This window comes from Streptomyces sp. Q6, from assembly GCF_036967205.1.
GTDB classification, from domain to species: Bacteria; Actinomycetota; Actinomycetes; order Streptomycetales; family Streptomycetaceae; genus Streptomyces; species Streptomyces citrinus.
Genome location: NZ_CP146022.1, coordinates 5,994,506 through 6,016,221, shown reverse-complemented (window position 1 = coordinate 6,016,221; position 21,716 = coordinate 5,994,506). Strand labels below are relative to the sequence as shown.

At 71.3% G+C, this 21,716-nt stretch carries 14 protein-coding genes and 2 pseudogenes; 2 read left to right on the top strand and 14 right to left on the bottom strand.

What is annotated here, in order from left to right; genetic code table 11:
* Window positions 1–118: 118 nt before the first annotated feature.
* The 6 genes from serA to V2W30_RS28015 all read right to left on the bottom strand — a co-directional run bounded on the left by serA (window position 119) and on the right by V2W30_RS28015 (window position 9,959).
* The gene (gene serA / locus V2W30_RS28040) at window positions 119–1,723 is read right to left on the bottom strand and encodes a phosphoglycerate dehydrogenase (RefSeq protein WP_338700842.1); all 1,605 of its coding nucleotides are present in this window, start codon (window positions 1,721–1,723) and stop codon (window positions 119–121) included.
* Window positions 1,724–1,951: 228 nt separating this feature from the next.
* Entirely contained in the window at window positions 1,952–2,953 is a 1,002-nt protein-coding gene (ilvC, locus tag V2W30_RS28035; RefSeq protein ID WP_338700840.1) for a ketol-acid reductoisomerase, read from the bottom strand.
* Window positions 2,954–3,052: 99 nt separating this feature from the next.
* Window positions 3,053–3,580: an acetolactate synthase small subunit gene (gene ilvN / locus V2W30_RS28030; RefSeq protein WP_338700838.1), complete on the bottom strand. Its 528-nt coding sequence runs from the start codon at window positions 3,578–3,580 to the stop codon at window positions 3,053–3,055.
* Between the two features lie 28 nt (window positions 3,581–3,608).
* Complete coding sequence (locus V2W30_RS28025; RefSeq protein WP_338700836.1) at window positions 3,609–5,459, bottom strand: acetolactate synthase large subunit; 1,851 nt, start codon at window positions 5,457–5,459, stop codon at window positions 3,609–3,611.
* A 256-nt stretch (window positions 5,460–5,715) separates the two neighbouring features.
* A complete protein-coding gene (locus V2W30_RS28020) occupies window positions 5,716–8,529 on the bottom strand; it encodes a putative bifunctional diguanylate cyclase/phosphodiesterase (protein ID WP_338703786.1) in 2,814 nt (937 codons plus the stop codon).
* 491 nt (window positions 8,530–9,020) lie between these two features.
* Window positions 9,021–9,959, bottom strand: coding sequence for a 2-hydroxyacid dehydrogenase (locus tag V2W30_RS28015; RefSeq protein ID WP_338700834.1), 939 nt, complete (start codon window positions 9,957–9,959; stop codon window positions 9,021–9,023).
* 86 nt (window positions 9,960–10,045) lie between these two features.
* On the opposite strand from V2W30_RS28015, the pseudogene V2W30_RS28010 reads away from it, so the two are divergent.
* Window positions 10,046–11,046, top strand: a pseudogene (locus V2W30_RS28010) (aldo/keto reductase).
* 42 nt (window positions 11,047–11,088) lie between these two features.
* Window positions 11,089–12,270, top strand: coding sequence for a PQQ-dependent sugar dehydrogenase (locus V2W30_RS28005; protein ID WP_425244706.1), 1,182 nt, complete (start codon window positions 11,089–11,091; stop codon window positions 12,268–12,270).
* Here the strand turns inward: V2W30_RS28005 and V2W30_RS28000 are convergent.
* The 8 genes and pseudogenes from V2W30_RS28000 to V2W30_RS27970 form a co-directional block, all read right to left on the bottom strand.
* Complete coding sequence (locus V2W30_RS28000; RefSeq protein WP_425244608.1) at window positions 12,263–12,454, bottom strand: DUF6191 domain-containing protein; 192 nt, start codon at window positions 12,452–12,454, stop codon at window positions 12,263–12,265. The two genes, V2W30_RS28005 and V2W30_RS28000, sit on opposite strands and share 8 nt — an antisense overlap.
* A gap of 47 nt (window positions 12,455–12,501) precedes the next feature.
* Window positions 12,502–13,167: a helix-turn-helix domain-containing protein gene (locus V2W30_RS41665; protein WP_425244705.1), complete on the bottom strand. Its 666-nt coding sequence runs from the start codon at window positions 13,165–13,167 to the stop codon at window positions 12,502–12,504.
* Between the two features lie 1,896 nt (window positions 13,168–15,063).
* Window positions 15,064–15,566, bottom strand: a pseudogene (locus V2W30_RS41660) (ATP-binding protein); the annotation flags it as partial.
* A 56-nt stretch (window positions 15,567–15,622) separates the two neighbouring features.
* Window positions 15,623–15,805: a hypothetical protein gene (locus tag V2W30_RS27990; RefSeq protein ID WP_338700831.1), complete on the bottom strand. Its 183-nt coding sequence runs from the start codon at window positions 15,803–15,805 to the stop codon at window positions 15,623–15,625.
* A gap of 205 nt (window positions 15,806–16,010) precedes the next feature.
* Window positions 16,011–16,628, bottom strand: a complete 618-nt coding sequence (locus V2W30_RS27985; RefSeq protein WP_338700829.1) for a hypothetical protein — start codon at window positions 16,626–16,628, stop codon at window positions 16,011–16,013.
* Between the two features lie 35 nt (window positions 16,629–16,663).
* Window positions 16,664–17,233 (bottom strand): GNAT family protein, encoded by a 570-nt coding sequence (locus V2W30_RS27980; protein WP_338700827.1) that lies wholly within the window; start codon window positions 17,231–17,233, stop codon window positions 16,664–16,666.
* Complete coding sequence (locus tag V2W30_RS27975) at window positions 17,211–19,445, bottom strand: MMPL family transporter (RefSeq protein ID WP_338700825.1); 2,235 nt, start codon at window positions 19,443–19,445, stop codon at window positions 17,211–17,213. Before V2W30_RS27975 ends, V2W30_RS27980 begins: the two co-directional genes overlap by 23 nt.
* 199 nt (window positions 19,446–19,644) lie before the next feature.
* Window positions 19,645–21,705 carry a phosphocholine-specific phospholipase C gene (locus tag V2W30_RS27970; RefSeq protein WP_338703785.1) on the bottom strand — a complete coding sequence of 687 codons (2,061 nt, stop codon included), beginning with the start codon at window positions 21,703–21,705 and terminating at the stop codon, window positions 19,645–19,647.
* Window positions 21,706–21,716: the final 11 nt, after the last annotated feature.

The window sequence follows — 21,716 nt, the reverse complement described above, 5'->3', positions numbered from 1 at the left end:
GGAGGTACCCCGACACGTCCCCGACACCCCCACCAGGCGGCACACACAAAAGGACCCGGGCAACCAGAAAGGTCACCCGGGCCCCACCCCCGCACGCCAGAACGGGGATCAAGAGAAATCAGTCGGCGAGATTCACCGAACGCGCCGACGTGGCACCGATCTCCGCGGCCAGCTCGTTCAGCACGCCCTGCGGCACGGTGTCGTCGACGGTGAGCACGGCCAGCGCCTCGCCGCCCACGTCCGCACGAGCGACCTGCATCCCGGCGATGTTGATCCCGGACTCGCCGAGGACACGACCGACGGTGCCGACGACACCCGGACGGTCCTCGTACCGCAGCACGACCATGTGGTCGGCGAGCGCGAGGTCCACGTCGTACTCTCCGACGGCGACGATCTTCTGGAGGTGCTTCGGACCGGCGAGCGTGCCGGAGACCGAGACTTCCTGACCGTCACCGAGGGTGCCGCGCACGGTGACGACGTTGCGGTGGTCGGGCGACTCGCTCGACGTCGTCAGCCGCACCTCGACGCCGCGCTCCTGAGCGAACAGCGGAGCGTTCACGTACGAGACCGTCTCGTCGACGACGTCCTCGAACACGCCCTTCAGGGCGGACAGTTCGAGCACCTTCACGTCGTGCTGGGTGATCTCGCCGTACACCTCGACATCGAGTCGCACGGCGACCTCACCGGCGAGCGCGGTGAAGATCCGGCCCAGCCGCTCGGCGAGCGGCAGCCCCGGCTTGACGTCCTCGGCGATGACGCCGCCCTGGACGTTCACCGCGTCCGGCACGAGCTCACCGGCGAGGGCGAGCCGCACGGACCGGGCGACGGCGATGCCGGCCTTCTCCTGCGCCTCGTCCGTCGACGCACCGAGGTGCGGCGTGCAGACGACCTGGTCGAACTGGAAGAGCGGGGAGTCCGTGCAGGGCTCCTTCGCGTACACGTCGAGGCCGGCGCCGGCGACGCGGCCTTCCTTGAGCGCCGAGTACAGGGCTTCCTCGTCGACGATGCCACCACGGGCGGCGTTCACGATGCGCACGGTCGGCTTGACCTTGTGCAGCGCTTCGTCGCCGATGAGACCGAGGGTCTCGGGGGTCTTCGGGAGGTGGACGGTGATGAAGTCGGAGACCTCGAGCAGCTCGTCCAGCGAGAGGACCTTCACGCCCATCTGCGCGGCGCGCGCGGGCTGCACGTACGGGTCGTAGGCGACGACCTTCATGCCGAAGGCGGACATGCGCTGCGCGACGAGGGCGCCGATGCGGCCCAGGCCCACGACGCCCAGCGTCTTCTCGGCGAGCTCGACGCCCGTGTACTTGGAGCGCTTCCACTCGCCGCCCTTGAGGGCCTGGCTGCCCTGCGGGATGTTGCGGGCGGTGGCGAGGAGCAGACCGCAGGCGAGCTCGGCGGCGGTGACGATGTTCGAGGTCGGCGCGTTGACGACCATGACGCCGGCCTTGGTGGCGCTGGACACGTCGACGTTGTCGAGGCCGACGCCGGCTCGTGCGACGACCTTCAGCTTCTTCGCGGCGGCGATCGCCTCGGCGTCGACCTTGGTGGCCGAGCGGATCAGGATCGCGTCGACGTCGGCGATGGCGGGCAGCAGCTCCGCGCGGTCCGCGCCGTTGCACTGGCGGATCTCGAAGTCCGGGCCCAGGGCGTCGACGGTCGCCGGCGACAGCTCTTCGGCGATGAGTACGACGGGTTTGCCGTTGGCAGCAGTGCTCACGTGAGTCCTCACAAGTCCCAATGCGGACGGCCGTCCCGACGGCCGCATGCGGTGGAGGTGGGTAGCCGCGTGAAAGACGCACGACGCTGTGGGCCCGACGCGAATGTGTTCAGCAGTGTAGTGGCGCACGGGAGGCACTCTTACGCCTCCCCGGAAGGATCACCCGTCCGTGGCTGGACGGGATGGACAACGGGCCGCGGCGAATGCCGCGGCCCGTTGTCGTGAGGCTTACGCCTCCTCGTTGTCCACCCAGCTCATGAGCTTGCGCAGCTCCTTGCCGGTGGTCTCCAGGAGGTGGTTCTCGTCCTGGGTCTTGTACTCGTTGTACTTCTTCAGACCCGAGTGGTACTCGTCCATCCAGTTACGGGCGAAGGTGCCGTCCTGGATCTCGGCGAGGACCTTCTTCATCTCGGCCTTGGTGGCGTCGGTGATGATCCGCGGACCGGTGACGTAGTCGCCCCACTCGGCGGTCTCGGAGATCGACCAGCGCATCTTCTCCAGGCCGCCCTCGTACATGAGGTCCACGATGAGCTTCAGCTCGTGCAGGCACTCGAAGTACGCGATCTCCGGCTGGTAGCCGGCCTCGGTCAGCGTCTCGAAACCGGCCTTCACCAGGGCGGCGGTGCCACCACAGAGAACGGCCTGCTCGCCGAAGAGGTCGGTCTCGGTCTCCTCGGTGAAGGTCGTCTTGATGACGCCGGCGCGGGTGCCGCCGATGCCCTTGGCGTACGAGAGGGCCAGCTCGAAGGCCTTGCCCGTGGCGTCCTGCTCGACGGCCGCGATGCACGGAACGCCGCGGCCCTCCTCGTACTGGCGGCGCACGAGGTGACCCGGACCCTTGGGGGCGACCATGCAGACGTCCACGCCGGCCGGGGGCTTGATGAAGTCGTAGCGGATGTTGAGGCCGTGACCGAAGAACAGCGCGTCGCCGTCCTTCAGGTTGTCCTTGATGGACTCCTCGTAGACCTGGGCCTGGATCGGGTCCGGCACCAGGATCATGATGACGTCGGCCTCGGCCGCGGCCTCCGACGGCGTCACCACGCGCAGGCCCTGCTCCTCGGCCTTCGCCTTGGACTTGGAGCCCTCGTGCAGACCGACGCGCACGTCGACGCCGGAGTCGCGCAGGGACAGCGCGTGCGCGTGACCCTGGGAGCCGTATCCGATCACCGCGACCTTGCGGTTCTGGATGATGGACAGGTCAGCGTCGTCGTCGTAGAACAGCTCGGCCACTGGGGTTCTCCTATGTGTGCTGGTGTTGCGTCCCACCGTACGGCGGGGTGCGGAAGGAAAGTTTTCAGGTCTCGCTATGCGAGAGGGGCGCGAAGGGGCTTACGCGCTGCGATCGAGGGCGCGCAGGCTCCGGTCGGTGATGGAGCGGGAGCCGCGGCCGATCGCGATCGTCCCGGACTGGACGAGCTCCTTGATGCCGAAGGGTTCCAGCATCTTGAGCATCGCCTCGAGCTTGTCGCTCGATCCGGTGGCCTCGATGGTGACGGCCTCGGGTGAGACGTCGACGGTCTTGGCGCGGAACAGCTGGACGATCTCGACGATCTGCGAGCGCGTCTCGTTGTCGGCGCGGACCTTGGCGAGGACGAGCTCGCGCTGGACGGCGGCGCCCTGCTCGAGCTCGACGATCTTCAGGACGTTGACCAGCTTGTTGAGCTGCTTGGTGACCTGTTCGAGCGGGAGGTCCTCGACGTTCACGACGATGGTGATGCGTGAGATGTCGGGGTGCTCGGTGATGCCGACGGCGAGCGAGTCGATGTTGAAGCCGCGGCGCGAGAACAGGGCGGTGATCCGGGCGAGGACACCGGGCTTGTTCTCGACGAGGACGGAGAGCGTGTGCTTGGTGGACATGGTGCGTGTTCCCTCTTCCTGACGGCTCTCAGTCGTCTTCGTTGTCGCCGAAGTCGGGGCGGACGCCGCGCGCTGCCATGACCTCGTCGTTCGAGGTGCCGGCGGCGACCATCGGCCACACCATGGCGTCCTCGTGGACGATGAAGTCGACCACGACCGGGCGGTCGTTGATCGAGTTCGCCTCCTCGATGCACTTGTCGAGGTCCTCGGGGCGCTCACAGCGGATGGCGTAGCAGCCCATGGCCTCGGACAGCTTCACGAAGTCCGGGACCCGCGTGCCCTTGTTGGGCGGGGTCTCGCCGTCGGGGCCCGCGTGCAGGACGGTGTTCGAGTAGCGCTGGTTGTAGAACAGCGTCTGCCACTGGCGGACCATCCCGAGGGCGCCGTTGTTGATGATGGCGACCTTGATCGGGATGTTGTTCAGGGCGCAGGTGGTGAGCTCCTGATTGGTCATCTGGAAGCAGCCGTCGCCGTCGATCGCCCAGACGGTACGGTCCGCGGCCCCGGCCTTGGCGCCCATGGCGGCGGGCACCGAGTAGCCCATGGTGCCGGCGCCGCCGGAGTTGAGCCACGTGGCCGGCTTCTCGTACTGGATGTAGTGCGCGGCCCACATCTGGTGCTGGCCGACGCCCGCGGCGAAGATCGTGTCCTCGGGGGCGAGTTGGCCGATGCGCTCGATGACCTGCTGCGGCGACAGGGACCCGTCCTCGGGGTGGTCGTAGCCGAGCGGATAGGTGTCGCGCCAGCGGTTGAGGTCCTTCCACCAGGCGCTGTAGTCGCCCTGGTGGCCGTCGCTGTGCTCCTTCTGGACGGCCTGGATCAGGTCGGCGATGACCTCGCGGGCGTCACCGACGATCGGCACGTCGGCGGCGCGGTTCTTGCCGATCTCCGCCGGGTCGATGTCGGCGTGCACGATCTTGGCGAACGGCGCGAAGCTGTCCAGGTTGCCGGTGACGCGGTCGTCGAAGCGGGCGCCGAGCGCGACGATCAGGTCGGCCTTCTGCAGCGCGGTGACGGCGGTGACCGCACCGTGCATGCCGGGCATTCCCACGTGCAGCGGGTGGCTGTCGGGGAACGAGCCGAGCGCCATCAGGGTGGTGGTGACGGGCGCTCCGGTGAGCTCGGCCAGGACCTTCAACTCCGCGGTGGCGCGCGCCTTCATGACGCCGCCGCCCACGTACAGGACGGGCCGCTTCGCGTTCGTGATCAGCTTCGCGGCCTCGCGGATCTGCTTGGCGTGCGGCTTGGTCACGGGGCGGTAGCCGGGCAGGTCCTGCTGCGGGGGCCAGGAGAACGTCGTCTGCGACTGGAGGATGTCCTTCGGAATGTCCACCAGGACCGGGCCGGGGCGGCCGGTCGAGGCGATGTGGAAGGCCTCGGCGATCGCCTTCGGGATGTCCTCGGCCTTGGTGACCAGGAAGCTGTGCTTGGTGATCGGCATGGTGATGCCGACGATGTCCGCCTCCTGGAAGGCGTCCGTGCCGATCGACTTGGAGACGACCTGTCCGGTGATCGCGACGAGCGGCACCGAGTCCATCATCGCGTCGGCGATCGGCGTCACCAGGTTGGTGGCACCCGGGCCGCTGGTCGCCATGCAGACGCCGACCTTGCCGGTGGCCTGTGCGTAACCGGTGGCCGCGTGCCCCGCGCCCTGCTCGTGACGGACCAGCACATGACGCACCCGGCTGGAGTCCATCATCGGGTCGTACGCGGGAAGGATCGTGCCGCCGGGGATGCCGAATACGGTGTCGACCCCGACCTCCTCAAGCGAGCGAATGAGGGACTTCGCACCCGTGACGCGCTCGACGGGGGCGGACTGCTGTCCTCCGGAACGGGGCCGCGGCTGCGGATGGTGGGCCCCGGTGGCCTGCTCGGTCATCGGCATTCTCTTCTCGATGCTGAGGGTTTTTGCGAGGGTTGTGCAGGGTTCTTACTAGGTGTGCTGCGGGTCGCGTCCTGTACCGGTGCAACAAAAAACCCCTCGTGCCGTGAGGCAAGCGAGGGGAGCGCGCCGGGTGCGGTCGCCGGGGATTCCGATGGTGAAATCGGTCGTCCCAGCTTCAGCCGACGCGCTTTCCAAGTACGAGAATTCGGGTGCGCATGGCATTGACCCTCCCCCCGGCACGCGGTGCGTGTCAAGTGGGTGGGACGGGAGTCTCATTATGTGAGCGCAGGGCGGGCGCGCCCGCGAACACCGGCTCGGCGGGACCCATGGGCACCGGGTACTCCCCGGAGGCCAGGGCGCGGCGCAGCCGGTACTCGTCGAGCGGCCCGGAGAACGCCATGCCCTGTCCGTGCGTGCACCCCATCGCGCGCAGCGCGACCACCTGCTCGGGCAGGTCCACGCCGTCGGCCACGGAGGTGAGCCCGAGGTCTCCGGCGATCCTGAGCAGCCCGCTGGTGATCTTGTGCAGCCGCGCGGACTCGACGACGCCCTCGACGAGCGACCGGTCCAGTTTCAGTACGTCGACGGGGAGGCGGCGCAGCGCGGTGATGGCCGCATAGCCACTCCCGAATCCGTCCAGGGCGATGCGGACACCGAGTCGGCGCAGCGCCGTCAGACGCCGCTCCAGTTCGTCGAGCGGGACCCGGGGGTCGCTGTCGGCCAGCTCGATGATGAGCGCGCCGGACGGCAGCCCGTGCCGCGTCAGGAGGGCCTCGATGGAGCCCAGCGGCATCGCGCGGTCGAGGAGCCTGCGGGCGCTGATCCGTACGGCGACCGGTGTCGCGTGTCCGCTGTGTCCGCGCTCGGCGGCCTGCTCGACGGCCTCCTCCAGCATCCAGCGCCCGAGCTCGGCGGTGCGGTCGCTGTCGTCGGCCACGCGCAGGAACTCGGCGGGCGTGAAGAGGATGCCCTGCGCCGAGCGCCAGCGGGCCTGCGCGGCGACCGCCGTGATCCGGCCGTCGTCGAGCGAGACGACCGGCTGGTGCAGGAGCGCGAACTCCCCGTCGTGCAGCGCGGAGCGCAGCCGCGTCGCCAGCTCCGCCTTCCGTACGACGTCGGCCTGCATCTGCGGCGCGTACAGCTCCACGCGGCCCTTGCCGGCGGCCTTGGCGCGGTACATCGCCAGGTCCGCGTTGCGCAGCAGCTCGCCCGCGCCGACATCGGGCTCGGCGAAGGCGACGCCGATGGAGGCGGCGACGCGCACGTCGTCGTGTCCGTCGATGGAGTAGGGCTGGGAGAGCGTGACTCTCAGCCGGTCGGCCAGTTCGTAGATGTGCTGCTCGCGGGCGGTGTGGTCCCGACCGCCGTCTCCGACGATGAGTGCCGCGAACTCGTCTCCGCCCAGACGGGCCGCGGTGTCTGAGGACCGTACGGAATCGGCCAGCCTTCTTGCCGCCTGCACGAGCAGTTCGTCGCCCGCCTGGTGGCCGATCGTGTCGTTGACCTGCTTGAAGCCGTCGAGGTCGATGAAGAGCACGGCGGTGCCCCGGTCGGTGGCCCGTCGTCCGGTCAGGGCCTGTCCGACCCGCTTGGTGAACAGTGCCCGGTTGGGCAGGTCGGTGAGCGGGTCGTGCTCGGCGTTGTGCTGCAACTGGGCCTGGAGGCGTACCCGTTCGGTGACGTCTCTGCTGTTGAGGATCAGGCCGCCGTGGTGGCGGTTGATCGTGGACTCCACGTTCAGCCAGGCTCCGGTGCCGGACCGGAAGCGACATTCGATACGGGTGGTGGGTTCCTCGATCTGGCTCGCGGCGAGGAACCTGCGTACCTCGTGCACCACCCGCCCGAGGTCCTCGGGGTGGATGATCGAGGCGAGCTCGGATCCGACGAGCTCCTCCGCGTCGCGTCCGTAGACCCCGGCGGCGGCCGGGCTGACGTATCTCAGGATGCCGTTCGGCGCGGCGATCATGATGACGTCGCTGGAGCCCTGGACCAGGGACCGGAAGTGGTTCTCCTTCTGCGCCAGCTCCTGGGTGAGCGTGATGTTGTCGAGGAGCATGATGCCCTGGCGCACCACGAGGGCCAGGACGACGGTGCAGGCGGTGAAGAGCACGACCCGGTCGACGCTGTGTCCGTTCAGGACGTTGTAGAGGATGCCCAGGGTGCAGACCGCCGCCGCCAGATAGGGCGTGAGCGCGGCGAGCGAGCCGGAGATCGGGCGGGTGTGGCTGACCTGGTAGCGGCCGACGGGCAGCGGGCCCTGGTCGTACGGGCGTACGCCGCGCCGGGCACCCACCCAGGGCGCGTAGGCGAGCAGCAGCGATCCGGCGAACCAGCCCGCGTCGAGGATCTCGCCGGAGCGGTAACTGGCGTGCAGCAGCGGCGAGGTGAACAGGGCGTCGCACATCACGGTGAGGGCGAGCGCGCCGATCGCCGTGTTCACCGCGGTGCGGCTGCCGGGCGAGCGCCGGAAGTGCAGCGCGAGGACCATGCTCACCAGGGCGATGTCGAGCAGGGGGTAGGCGAGCGAGAGCGCGGTGCGCGTGACGCTCTGTCCCTCGAACTCGGCGGTGTGCGCGAGGGCGAGGCTCCAGGAGAGGGTGATCAGGGACCCGGCGATGAGCCACGCGTCGAGCGCGAGGCAGATCCAGCCGGCCTTCGTCACCGGCCGCTTGGCGAGCACGAGGAGCCCGATGATCGCGGGTGGCGCGAAGCAGAGGAAGAACAGGTCGGCGAAGCTCGGGCTCGGGACGGGGGCGCGCAGGACGACCTCGTACCAGCCCCACACTCCGTTACCGAGCGCCGCCATGAGGGAGGAGAGCGCGAAGAGGAGCCAGGCGGGTCGAAAACGGCTGCGGCTGCTGCGCGCGTACAGGAAGTTGGAGGCGGCGGCGGTCAGGGCGGCGACGCTCAGGCCGAAATCACCCATGAACAGGGCGAGTTCTTCGCTCCCCCAGCCGAGGGCGGACCCTGTCGCGTATCCACCGCACAGCAGGGCGAGCACCACCTGCGGTCCCACGCCGCCGCGCTCGGGGGCGCGGGCGGGGACGGCGCCGCTGTGGCGCATCACTCGCAGCGCACCGCCCGGGGCGGTCGGCGTCGGTTGGGTGGTCACCGGGCCGCCTCGGTCCGTCGGGCAGCCCCCGTGTCCTGCTTGCCCCGCCCGGTGTGCGGATGCCTCCTGCGGCCGGCGCGGGCGCCGCTGTGGTGCGCATGACTTCTGTGGCAGCCGGGCCTTCGCCTGTGCATCGGTGCGTGGGCCGCTGTACAAGACAGCCGTCGGCGGCCCCGCCGCGTCGGATCGTTCGCCCATAGGCCGTGCATCGCCCGTCGCCCCCCTCGCAGTCCGTCACTCATCCCCGCGCCGCGTACTGAATGAGCGGCGCTGCCCCAGTCGGGACGATACACCAGTCTCGTCACTCAGGGACATAGTTCCTCTACTCTCCGTGACGACCAGCGGCTATGTAGGCACGCGGTGCAGTCGGACGGGAGCGGAGCGTGCGCGTCCAACGGCGAGCGGCCGCACGGGAGTTGACCGTGGGGCCGAAGTGACGTCGGTCAGCTGGTGGTGAGCACGACGTTGTCGAGCGGCTGTCCGGCCGCGAACCGGGTGAGCTGGGCGGCCAGCAGACGCTTGGCCCGCGGCAGGAAGGCGGATGTGGGGCCGCCGACGTGCGGGCTGATGAGTACCCCTGGAGCCTGCCACAACGGATGCTCCTGGGGCAGCGGTTCGGGATCGGTGACATCGAGAGCGGCGGTGAGGCGGCCGCTGTCGAGCTCGGCGAGGAGCGCCTTGGTGTCGACGACGGGGCCGCGGCCGACGTTCACGAGCAGCGCCCCGTCCTTCATGCGGGCGAGGAAGTCGGCGTCCGCGAGGTGGCGGGTGCCCTCCGTGAGCGGGGTGACGAGGACGACGACATCGGCCTCGGGCAGCAGCCCCGGCAGGTCGGTGAGCGGGTGCACCGGGCCGCGCTCCGTCGTGCGTGCGGAGCGTGCGACGCGCACCACCCGCGCGACCTCGAAGGGCGTGAGCCGGTCCTCGACGGCCGAGCCGATGGCGCCGTAGCCGACGATGAGGACGGTCTTGTCGGCGAGCGCGGGCCGGAATCCGGAGCGCCATTCGCCGCGGTCCTGGCCGCGGACGAAGTCGGGGATGCCGCGCAGGGAGGCGAGGATCAGGGTGAGCGCGAGCTCGGCGGTGCTGGCGTCGTGGACGCCGCGCGCGTTGCACAACTGGACACCGGGAGCCAGGTACTTGAGCCCGGCCTGTACGTGGTCGACGCCCGCGGAGAGCGTCTGCACCGCGCGGACGGACGTCATCCGCTCCAGCGGGCGCACGCCGACGCCCGGCGGCTTCATGTAGGGGACGACGTAGTACGCGCAGTCGGCCGGGTCGGCGGGAAAGTCCGGCTCACCGTTCCAGAAGCGGTAGTCGAGCCCGTCGGGCAGGCCAGGGATCTCGTCGGCTCGGAAGGGCAGCCATACATCACCAGTCATGGTCAGGAGGCTATGTCAGACCCGTCGGGGCGCAGAGGTTAGGTTGTAGGCCCCAGACAAGTGGGGCCAGGGAGGGTCACGGGCAGGTGGAGCGCAAGGCGATCGGCGCGGCGGCGCTCGAGGTGGGGGCCGTCGGGCTCGGATGCATGCCGATGAGCTGGGCGTACACCGGATCGAGACAGCGCGGGGAAGAGTCCGTGCGGACCGTGCACGCCGCGTTGGACCGGGGCTGTTCGCTCCTGGACACCGCGGACATGTACGGGCCCTTCACCAATGAGCTGCTGCTCGGCCGGGTCCTGAAGGAGCGGCGGGCGGACGCGTTCGTGTCGACGAAGGTGGGGCTGCTCGTCGGTGAGCAGCACATCGTCGCCAACGGCCGCCCGGGATACGTGAAGCGGGCCTGTGACGCGTCGCTGCGGCGGCTCCAGACGGACGTCATCGACCTGTACCAGCTGCACCGCGCCGACCCCGAGGTGCCCGTCGAGGAGACGTGGGGGGCGATGGCGGAGCTGGTGAGCGCGGGCAAGGTGCGCTCGCTGGGGCTGTGCGCGGTGGGCGCGCGGACCGGGCGGCGCGGGGAGCGGTCCGCGTTGCATGCCGGAACGATCCGCCAACTGGAGCGCGTCCAGCAGGTCTTCCCGGTGAGTTCGGTGATGGCCGAGCTGTCCGTGTGGTCGCCCGAGCCGCTGGCCGCGCTGCTGCCGTGGTGCGAGGCGCGCGGCGTCGGGTTCCTGGCGGCGATGCCGCTGGGCAACGGGTTCCTGTCCGGGACGCTGACGCCGGGCGAGGGCTTCGAGCCGGACGACGTGCGCGCCCGGCACCCCGTTTCACCGCCGAGATGATGGCGGCGAACCAGCCGGTCGTGGTGGGCCTGCGCCGGGTCGCGGCCCGGCACGGGCAGGACGTGACCCCGGCGCAGGTGGCTCTCGCCTGGGTCCTCGCGCGCGGGCGCGGCGTCGTGCCGGTGCCCGGCGCCAAGCACGAGCGGTGGGCGCGGGAGAACGCGGGGGCGGCCGAACTGCGGCTCACCGAGCAGGACTTGGCGGAGATCGCGGCACTGCCACCGGCCCAGGGGTCCTGGGACTGACGGCGTGCGTGAGGCAGAGTAGAGGCCCGCGTCGAAGGGATCCTGATCGTGCGAAGTCCCGCTGTACGGCCGTCGTTGGCCGTCGTGGCCTGTGCCGCGCTCCTGTTCACGGCCGGCTGCTCCTCGGAGGACGGAGGGGACCCGCCGAAGCGCGCGACGTCCGCGCCGAGTTCGGGCGGCTCGGGCGGTTCGGGGTCCGCCTCGCCCCGGGCGGGCGACGTGCCGCCGGCCAAGGGGTCGGTGAGCGTGGTGCGCACGGTCACCGAGGACCTCAAGTCGCCGTGGGGCCTGGCCCCGCTGCCCGAGAAGGACCTGCTCGTCTCCTCGCGCGACGAGGGGACGATCATCCGGGTCGACACGGAGACCGGCAAGAAGACCGAGCTGGGTGCGGTGCCCGGGGTCGCCCCGGGCGGCGAGGGCGGACTGCTCGGCCTCGCGCTCTCCCCCGCGTACGCCTCGGACCACATGGTCTACGCGTACTTCACGACGGCGTCGGACAACCGCGTCGCGCGGATGCAGTACGACGAGAAGAAGCCGTCCGGTGAGCAACTGGGCGCACCCGACACGGTGTTCAAGGGCATTCCGAAGGGGACGAACCACAACGGCGGGCGGATCGCGTTCGGCCCCGACGGGCTGCTGTACGTGGGGACGGGCGAGACGTACCGGACGGAGCTGGCGCAGGACAAGAAGTCCACGGGCGGCAAGATCCTGCGGCTGACGCCGGAGGGCGAGCCCGCCCCGGGCAATCCGTTCGGCGACTCCCCCGTGTACTCGTACGGCCACCGCAATGTTCAGGGTCTCGCCTGGGACGAGGACAAGCGGCTGTGGGCCTCGGAGTTCGGGCAGGACACCTGGGACGAGCTGAACCACATCGTGGCGGGCGACAACTACGGGTGGCCCGACGCCGAGGGGAAGAGCGGTGACTCCGGGTACCACGACCCGATCGCCCAGTGGCACACCCAGGACGCCTCCCCCAGCGGCATCGCGTACGCGAAGGGCTCGATCTGGATGGCGGGGCTGAGGGGCGAGCGGCTGTGGCGGATCCCGCTGGACGGGGCGAAGGCGGCGCACGACCCGCAGGACTTCCTGAACGGGAAGTACGGGCGGCTGCGCACCGTCGTCGCGGCGGGCGGCGACAAGCTGTGGCTCGTCACGAGCGAGACGGACACCCGCGGTACGCCGGGCAGCGGTGACGACCGGATCCTGGAGCTGAAGGTCAGCTGACCTCGTCGCTGTCGTCGTCCTCGGCCGGGGTGGCCTCGGGTGCGCGCACCACGACCTTGCCCGACGTGAGGTCTATCGGGCCGCGGCCCGGGTCGCCGTCGTTCAGGTCGACCCGGGTCAGTTCCAGGCGCTTGCGCTCGTCGTTGGTGTGCTTGCGGCCGGGCGCGAACAGGTCCTCGAACATGTTGAACACTGCGCCTCCAGAGGGGTGGCCGGGCCGAGCCCTTCCGTTCAGCGTACGGGAGGGGTGGCGGCGGTCGGGAAGAGGTGCAGGCGGTGGGCCAGGGCCGCCGCCTCACCGCGGCCCGCCACCCCCAGCTTGGCCAGGATGTTCGAGACGTGGACGCTCGCGGTCTTCGGCGAGATGAACAGCCGCTCCGCGATCTGGCGGTTGCTGCGGCCCTCCGTGACCAGGCGCAGCACGTCGCGCTCGCGGCTGGTGAGGCCGAACTCCTCGGCGGGATCGGCCGGGGCGCTGCGGCGCGGCACGTCCCGGGTCAGGCTGAGCCGGGCGCGCTGGGCGAGCAGGGCGACGGACTCGGCGAGCGGGCGGGCGCCGAGGTGGTCGGCGACGGCGGCGGACAGGCGGAGCAGTTCGGTGGCGCGGTCGCGGTCGTCCTCCCCGGCCTCGACGAGGAGGGACTCGGCGAGCCGCAGCCGGACCCGGGCCAGGTCGTAGGGGCGGCCGAGGGTCTCGAACGCGGTGACGGTGGCGGACCAGTCGTCCGCGGTGTCGCGGTCCTCCGCGCGAAGCAGCTCGCAGCGCACCCACTGTTCGTACCCGAGCCAGACCGGGACCGGGGTGGCCTGGTGCTTGGCGGCGTCCCTGATCCGCTCGACGGCCTCGGAGCGGCCCGCGTCACCGGCGGGCAGACCGCGGGCGTCGGCCTCGGCCATGGCGGCGGTGCGCAGGAGCGGCCATATGTAGCGGTGCTCGGCGGGCGGCAGGCCCTCGTCGACGAGCCGGGCCAGCTCGGCGCGGGCGTCGAGGACGCGGCCCTGGGCGGCGGCGAGCCCGAGGGAGAGGTGCACGACGGGCAGGGTGTGCTGCGGCTGCGGGTCGTGCGTGCCGTACTGCTCGTGGGCGGCGGCCAGGTGTGCGGCCGCCTCCTGCACGGCGCCGCGGCCGAGGGCGACGGTGGCGAGGTGCGCGCAGGCTCCGGCCATCGGCTTGTCGCTCTGCGCGGAGCGGCGGGTCCACTCGGCGGCCTTGACGGCCTCGTCCCAGCGGCCGAGGGAGATCAGCGACTCCGCCTTGTTCGCGCGGACCCAGCCCTTGGTGTCGGTGAGGCCGTAGCGGCGGCACAGCTCGATGCCCTCGTCGGCGACGCGGACGGCTTCCTCGGAGCGGCCGACGCTCTCCAGTGTGGAGGGCAGGTTCACGTTCACGTTGTTGATACGGGCGATGAGGCCGAGCGCCATGGAGCGGTCGCGGGCGGCGTACATCTCGGCGAGGCCGCGCTCCACATCGCCGGAGTCGACGAGGAGGCCGCCGAGGATCAGGCGGGCGTGCAGCTCGGTCTCGACGGCGCCGACCATCTGCGCGTACTCGACGGCGCGCTCGGCGGCGGCGAGGGTCTCGGCGCCGGGGCTGTGCAGCATGCCCCACGCGGCGGCGTGGGTGAGGACCTCGGCGTGCACCTCGGACGGCGGCAGGCCGCGGACCAGCTCCTGGGCGGTGGCGATCTCGTCCCAGCCGTTGCCCCTGCGCAGGTGGGAGACGATGCGGGAGCGCTGGATCCAGAACCAGGCGGCGCGCAGCGGGTCGCCCTCGCCGTTCGCCGCGAGGTCGTCCAGGATGCGCAGGGCGCGCCGGCCGATCTTCATGGCGCGCTCTCGCTCGCCGCACAGCCGGCCCGCGGTGGCGGCCTCGGCCATGAGGTCGAGGTAGCCGAGCGCCGTCTCGGCCGGGTCGCAGTCGCAGGACGGGTAGGCGTCGGAGTAGTCGCCGAGCCGCAGGGTGTCGCGGATGTCCTGGGGCGCCGCGTCCCACAGCTCCATCGCCCGCTCCAGGAGCCGCAGTTGCTCGGAGTAGGCGTGCCTGCGGCGGGCCTCGACGGAGGCGTCGAGGACGGCGGGCAGCGCCTTGGCCGGGTCGTGCGCCTGGTACCAGTAGGTGGCCAGGCGCATCACGCGGGCGTCGGCGGGGACGAGGGTCGGGTCGGCTTCGAGGGCTTCGGCGTAGCGGCGGTTGAGGCGGGAGCGCTCGCCGGGCAGCAGGTCGTCGCTGACGGCCTCGCGGACCAGGGAGTGGCGGAAGCGGTAGCCGTCGCCCTCGGGGGACGCGAGCAGGATGTTGGCGCCGACGGCGGCGCGCAGGGCCTCGATGAGCTCGTCCTCGCCGAGCCGGGCGACGGCGGCGAGCAGCGGGTACTCGACGGTGGAGCCGCCCTCGGCGCAGATCCGGGCGACGCGCTGGGCGGACTCGGGCAGCGATTCGACGCGGACGAGGAGGACGTCGCGCAGCGAGTCGGTGAGGCCTGTGGCGCAGCCCTCGGCGGCCGAGACGGCGAGTTCCTCCACGAAGAAGGCGTTGCCGTCCGAGCGGCGGTAGATGTCGTCGACGATGGCGCGGTCGGGTTCGGCGGCCATGATGCCGGCGACCTGGCGGCGCACCTCGTCGCGGCTGAGGCGGCCGAGTTCGATGCGGGTGACGGTGCGCAGCCGGTCGAGTTCGGCGAGGAGGGGGCGCAGCGGGTGGCGGCGGTGCACGTCGTCGGCGCGGTAGGTGGCGACGACGGCGAGACGGCCGCTGCGCAGGGTGCGGAAGAGGTAGGACAGCAGGTGGCGGGTCGAGGCGTCGGCCCAGTGCAGGTCCTCCAGGACGACCACGACGGTGTGCTCGGCGGCGACCCGCTCCAGGAGCCGGGCGGTGAGCTCGAAGAGGCGCGCGGTGGCGCTCTCGTCGCCCCGCCCCTCGAAGCCGGGTGCGGCGCGGGTGCCCAGCTCGGGCAGGACCCGCGCCAGCTCGTCCTCGCGGCCGGCCGCCGCCGCGTCGACGTCGTCCGGCAGCTTGCGGCGCAGCGAGCGCAGCGCGGTGGAGAAGGGGCGAAGGGCAGCCCGTCGGCCCCGATCTCCACACAGCCGCCGGTGACGACGACGGCGCCGCGCTCGCACGCCGCGGCGGCGAACTCCTCGACGAGCCGGGTCTTGCCGACCCCGGCCTCGCCGCCGAGGAGCAGCGCTTGGGGCTCGCCGGCGGCGGCGCGCCCGAGCGCGGTGTCGAGTACGCCCAGTTCGTCGGCGCGGCCGACGAACACCGGGCTGACGGACCTGGTCTCCACGCCGTTGAGCATCGCACACGGGTCCGACAGCGCGGCGGGTATTTCGAAGCCCGCCCTGGTCGGGGTGCTCATGCCGTGCGCGGTGCGCGGTGGCGGCGCGGGCCGTCGGTACTCACCCGCCCCTCCGCCGCGTCGCGCGCTGAACGGCGCTCGGCACGGCGGGACCGGAGGGCGGCGCGGACCAGGCGGTACTGGTCGGCCTCGGCGATGAGTTCGGCGGAGCGGATCTGGTGGATCTCGTAGGCATGCATGGTGTCGGTCTCCCTGGTGGCTTCTGTCGCGGTGTTCGCGGTGTGTTCTCCGCGATGCCTCAACTTTCGTTTCCCAGGGGGGTGCGCCACATCGGGCGAGTGCCGCATGTTGCGGGGCGGGGCCGCCTTACCTCGGGTCGGGGGTGCCTCAGACACGCCTAAGGCACCCCGTTCGGGGTGCCTTAGAGAGGTGGTGCGGGGGGCCTCAGCTGGTCTTGGGCAGCCCGAGGAGCAGGTCGGAGTACTTGGCGACGGCGAGCAGCAGGCCGAGCACGCCGAGTGTGACGCCTGCCCACGCGGTCGACTTGATCCAGACCGGCTGGGCCTTGCCGGGGACGCCGAACGCGGGCTTGACCAGGACGAACGCGCCGACGAGCAGGGCGACGAGGGAGAAGGCCCCGCCGACGAGGGCGGCGGCGTGCCACGCGTCGCCGTAGACCTCGGAGACCTGCGTGGCGACGCCGGCGCTCTGGGAGGTGTTGAGCTGGCCGATGAGGGACTCACGGGCGGAGGCGATGGTGCCGAGCCAGCCGCCGCTGAGCGCCACGATGCCGAGGGCCACGGAGACGATGGCTCCCGCGCCCAGGCCGACGCCGGCCGGGCGGGCGGCGTCGTCCTTCTCGGCGAGCGCCTCCAGCTCGGACTCGATCTCGTCGTCGGAGAGGTCCGCGACGTCCTTCTCGCTGTCCTTCTCGACGCCCTTGTCGGCGTCGGTCTCGGTGAGGTCGGCCTTCGCGGGCTCGGTGGCCTCGGTGGCCTCTTCGGAGACCTTGGCCTCGGTGGCCTCCGTGGTCTCGGCGGTCTCGTCAGTCTTCGTAGTCATGCTGCGCACCGTACGGACGCTGTCTGAGAGGTCCCTTAACGTTTCTTGTGCGCGTCGCGTGCGCTGCGCCACTCCGGAGCGAGCACCGACCAGACCTCCAGGTCATGGCGTTCTCCGCGCCACTGATGCGCCTCGCGACGGATGCCGTCCCGGGTGAATCCGAGCCGCTCGGCGACCTTGAGGCTCGGCACGTTTCCGGACGCGGCCACCCATTCCACCCGGTGGATACCGCGGTCCTCCACGGCCCAGTCGATGAGGTGCCGCATCGCGCGGGTGATCAGACCGCGCCCGGACGCGGCGGGCTCCAGCCAGCAGCCGACCTCGCAGTTGCCGCTCGCCGCGTCGAACTCCAGGGTGAGCACGCCCCCGACGAGCGTGCCGTCGCTCCAGATGCCGTGGTGCGAGGCCTTGTCGGCGGCGCGCAGGTCGGCGTAGCGCTGGAGCGTGGCCCGCGCGGAGTCCACGTCGGTGACCTGGGAGCCGAAGGGGATGAAGCGCCCGATGAACTCCCGCCCCCGGTCGAGGTGCGCCAGGAACTCCTCGGCGTGCCAGGGCTCCAGGGGGCGCAGTTCGGCACCGGTGTCATCCAGCGGGATGGCGTACATCGGGCTCCTTCGTGAAGGGTTCGGGCAGCGATTCGCGCTGTCCCGGGATCCTCGCATCCGCCGCCGCGCGGCACTCGGGCGGCTCGATGCTGAGGCGGGGCAGGCGCCGGTCGAGCCACCCGGGCAGCCACCAGTTGGCGCCGCCGAGCAGGTGCATCAGGGCGGGGACCAGGAGCGTACGGAGCACGAAGGCGTCGAGGGCGACGGCGGCCGCGAGGGCGATGCCGAACATCGCGATCACCCGGTCCCCGCTGAGCACGAAGGCCAGGAAGACCGAAATCATGATCACGGCCGCGGAGTTGATCACGCGGCTGGTCTCGGCGAGCCCGACCCGCACGGCCCGCCGGTTGTCGCCGGTCTCCAGCCACTCCTCGTACATCCGGCTCACCAGGAACACCTGGTAGTCCATGGAGAGTCCGAAGAGGACCGAGACCATGATCACGGGCAGGAACGGTTCGATGGGTCCCGCGGCGCCGAGGCCGAGCAGTTCGCTGCCCCAGCCCCACTGGAAGATCGCGACGACGACGCCGAAGGCGGCGGCGACGGCCGCGACGTTCATCGCGGCGGCCTTCAGCGGGATGCCGATCGAGCGGAACGCGAGCAGCAGGAGCAGGCAACCGAGCCCGATCACGACGCCCACGAACAGGGGCAGTTTGCCGACGATGACCTCGGCGAAGTCGTCGTAGCTCGCGGTGACGCCGCCGACCTGCGCGTCGAGGCCCGTCCCGGGGACGACGTCCGTGCGCAGCCGGTCGACGAGTTCGCTGGTCCGCTCGGACTGCGGCGCGGACGTCGGGACGACGGTCATGTAGGCGGCGCTGTCGTCGGCGTTGTACGTGATCGGGGAGACGGCGGCGACGCCTTCGGTGGTGCGCAGTTCGCCCGCGAGGTCGGTGAGCGCGAGCTTGTCCCGGGCGCCGTCGACGTCGGTGACGAGGGTGAGCGGCCCGTTCACGCCGGGGCCGAAGCCGTCGGCGAGCAGGTCGTACGCCTGCCGGGTCGTCGTCGAGCGCGGGTTGTTGCCCTGGTCGGACGTGCCGAGGTGGAGGAAGAGAGTGGGCAGCGCGAGGACCGTGATCACGGCGAGGGCGAGGCCGCCGAGCAGCTTCGGGTGGCGCTCGACGAAGGCGGCCCAGCGGGCGGCGAGGCCGGTCGGCAGCTCGGGTTCGGGCCCGTGCTCGGCGAGGCGGCGCCGCTCGCGCCGGGACAGCGCCCGCATCCCGATGCGGGACAGCAGCGCGGGCAGCAGGGTCACGGACGCGGCGACGGTGAGCAGCACGGTCACGGAGGCGGCGATGGCGACTCCGTTGAGGAAGCTGAGCCTGAGGATCAGCATGCCGAGCAGCGCGATGCACACGGTGGCGCCCGCGAAGACGACGGCCCGCCCGGTGGTGGCCACGGCCCGCTCGGCGGCGACGGCGACCGGCAGGCCGCGCTTGAGGCCCTTGCGGTGCCGGGTCACGATGAACAGGGCGTAGTCGATGCCGACCCCGAGCCCGACGAGCATGCCGAGCATCGGCGCGAAGTCGGCGACGGTCATCAGGTGGCCGAGGAGCACGATGCCCGCGTACGCGGTGCCGACGCTGACGAGGGCGGTGGCGATGGGCAGCGCGGCGGCGGCGAGGGACCCGAAGGCGAGGAAGAGCACGACGGCCGCGACGACGACGCCGATGACCTCGGACAGGTGGGCCGAGGTCGACTCGGTGAGCGCGACGGCGCTGCCGCCGAGCTCGACCTGGAGCCCGTCGGGCCCGTGCTCCGCGGCGTCGCGCGCGGTGTCGACGACGGCCTGCGCCTGACCGCGCGGGATGTCGTCGGCCTGCTCGTCGAAGGTGACGGTGGCGTACGCGGTCCGCCCGTCGGCGCTGATCTGTCCGGCGCCCGCGTTCTCGTACGGCGAGACGACCGAGGAGACGCCGGGCAGCTTCGCCACCTGGCCGAGCGCGTTGCTCATCGCCGTCTCGACGTCGGCGGCGCGCACCGTGGAGGTGTCGGTGTGCCAGACGACGGTGTCGCTGTCGCCGCCGAGACCGGCGAAGTTCTGGCTCAGGAGCTGGGTGGCGCGGCCGGATTCGGTGCCGGACGCCTCGTAGTCGTTCGAGTACGCGGATCCGGCGACCGCCGCGGCCGCGCTGGTGCCACCCAGCGCGAGGAGCCACAACAGAACGACGACGAGCCGATGCCTGACACACCAACGCGCGAGTGCGGCCACGGACGTGCTCCCTGGGTGTTTCGTGGATCTTTATCGGGAACAGTCGGTGATCGCCTGAACAAGCCATGAACCGCCGTGAACAGCCCGCAAAGAACACATGAGCAATGGCCTGACACTCTTGCAGTCAGACGTGATCCTTTGTCGCTTTCGTGGCCTTACTCACAGGAGCGGTCAGGCGGTGGCGGTCATGAGCCGGCGGTCATCCGGAGACGCTGGGCCGTCCGTTCTCGATGTGCCCCATGAGCCGCCGCCGGAAGGCGTCGCCGCAGGTCACCTCGGTGTCGTACCAGCCGTGCTCCTGGTGCGTCCCGTGCACGACGGTGACGGTCCGCCCCGGCCGGACGGTCACGGTCCGCTTGCCTACGGTGAACGTCCGCGTCGCGTCGCCGACGTTGCGCAGCCGGATCCGCAGCACGCGCGCGCGGGCGTCCACGGTCGTCGTGACGTCGGCCCCGACGTCCGTACGCCCCTGGAACTCGCGCCGGAAGCCGCCGGGCCCGGTCACCACGAAGTCGTACGCGCCGTCGCGCACCGGCACGGTCACGGCCGTCTCCCGTACGACGTCGAAGTGTTGCGGGATCGCGTACTCGCCGGCGTACGGGTAGAGCGCGAAGTGGGCGCTGGAGCGGCCGGTGTTCGCGAGGGTCAGGGTCAGCGCCCCGTCGTGCACGCGGACGGAGGCGTCCGGCTGGTACGGGAGCGCGCGGGCGGGCCGGGTGCCGGGCTCCTGCGCGGGCATCGACTGCTTCAGGGGCGGCTGCGGGGCCCAGCGGCCGCTGAAGGCCGGGATCGGGCCCGGCTGTTCGACGGACGGCTGCCGTGCGGTGTGCGTGAAGTCGAAGGCGCCGGTGAGGTCGCCGGTGACCTGGCGGCGCCAGGCTCCGATGTTGGGTTCGCGCACCCCGGTCCACACCTCCAGGAACCGCACGACGGAGGTGTGGTCGAAGACCTCGGAGCACACGTATCCGCCGACCGTCCAGGGCGAGACGACGAGCATCGGCACGCGCGCGCCGAGACCGGTGGGCAGGCCCTGCCACCGCTCCTCGGTCACCTCGGGGCCGGGCACCGGCGGCGGCACGTGGTCGAAGAAGCCGTCGTTCTCGTCGTAGTTGATGAAGACGGCCGTCTTCTTCCACACCTCCGGGTGCGAGGCGAGCGCGTCGAGCACCTTGTAGACGATCGTCGCGCTGTGGATCGGCGACGAGACGGAGGGGTGCTCGGAGTCGACGGCGGACGGCACGAGGTAGGAGACGCGCGGCAGCTTCCCGGTCGCCACGTCCCGCGCGAAGGTCTCGGCGAGCTTCCCCGTGGGCACGCGTCGCAGGGCCCGCTCGAACAGCGACCGCTCGCTCGCGGTCAGCGTCGCGACGCCCTGGTCCAGGGTGGCGAGCAGCGTCGCGCGCTCGGCGTCGTCCTCGGCGTCGCGGACCTTCGCGTAGAAGGCCTCCATGTACGTCAGCCCGGTCCCGGCGAGCACCTTCCTGGCGATGGCCTTGAAGGTGGTGAAGAACTCGATCTGGTTGTCGGTGAAGTTCTCCCACTCGGTGTACGTCTGCCAGCTGACGCCCGCCTTCTCCAGGCGCTCGGCGTACGTGCCCCAGTCGTAGCCGGGGTGGGTGCCCTCGTCGTACGCGTCGTTGCCGACCGCCCGTTTGCCGTTGGCCTCGTAGCCCGTCTTCCCGCTCCACAGGTGGTTGCGGTTGGGGCTGGTGGAGCTGTGGATGGAGGAGTGGTAGGCGTCGCAGACGGTGAAGGTGTCGGCGAGCTCGTAGTGCAGGGGGATGTCCTCGCGCGTGTAGAACGCCATCGTGGCCGCGGTCTTCGCGGTGATCCACCCGTCGTGCCATCCGTTGTGCCAGGCCTTGGCGCCGCCGGACCAGGAGTGGTCGAGGGCGCCGATGTACTGGAGGTCCTTCTTCTGCGTCTCGGCGGCCTCGCGCACGGGGAACGGCAGGACGGTGCGCAGGGCGCCCGGCTGCTCGAAGACGCTGGTCCCGCCGGGCAGCCGGATCGCGTTGCGGTCGCCGAAGCCGCGGACGCCGCGCAGGGCGCCGAAGTAGTGGTCGAACGACCGGTTCTCCTGCATCAGGATGACGACGTGCTCGATGGCGTCGAGCCCGCCCTTCGGCGGCGCGCCCTCGCTGACCTGGGCGGCCACGGCCTGCTGGAGCGACGGCGGCAGGAAGGAGAGGGTCGCCGCGGCGCCGAGCGCGCCGCCTCCGACGGCCATCAGGCGTCTACGGGACATCTCCGGGTCCATCGAGGGCACAG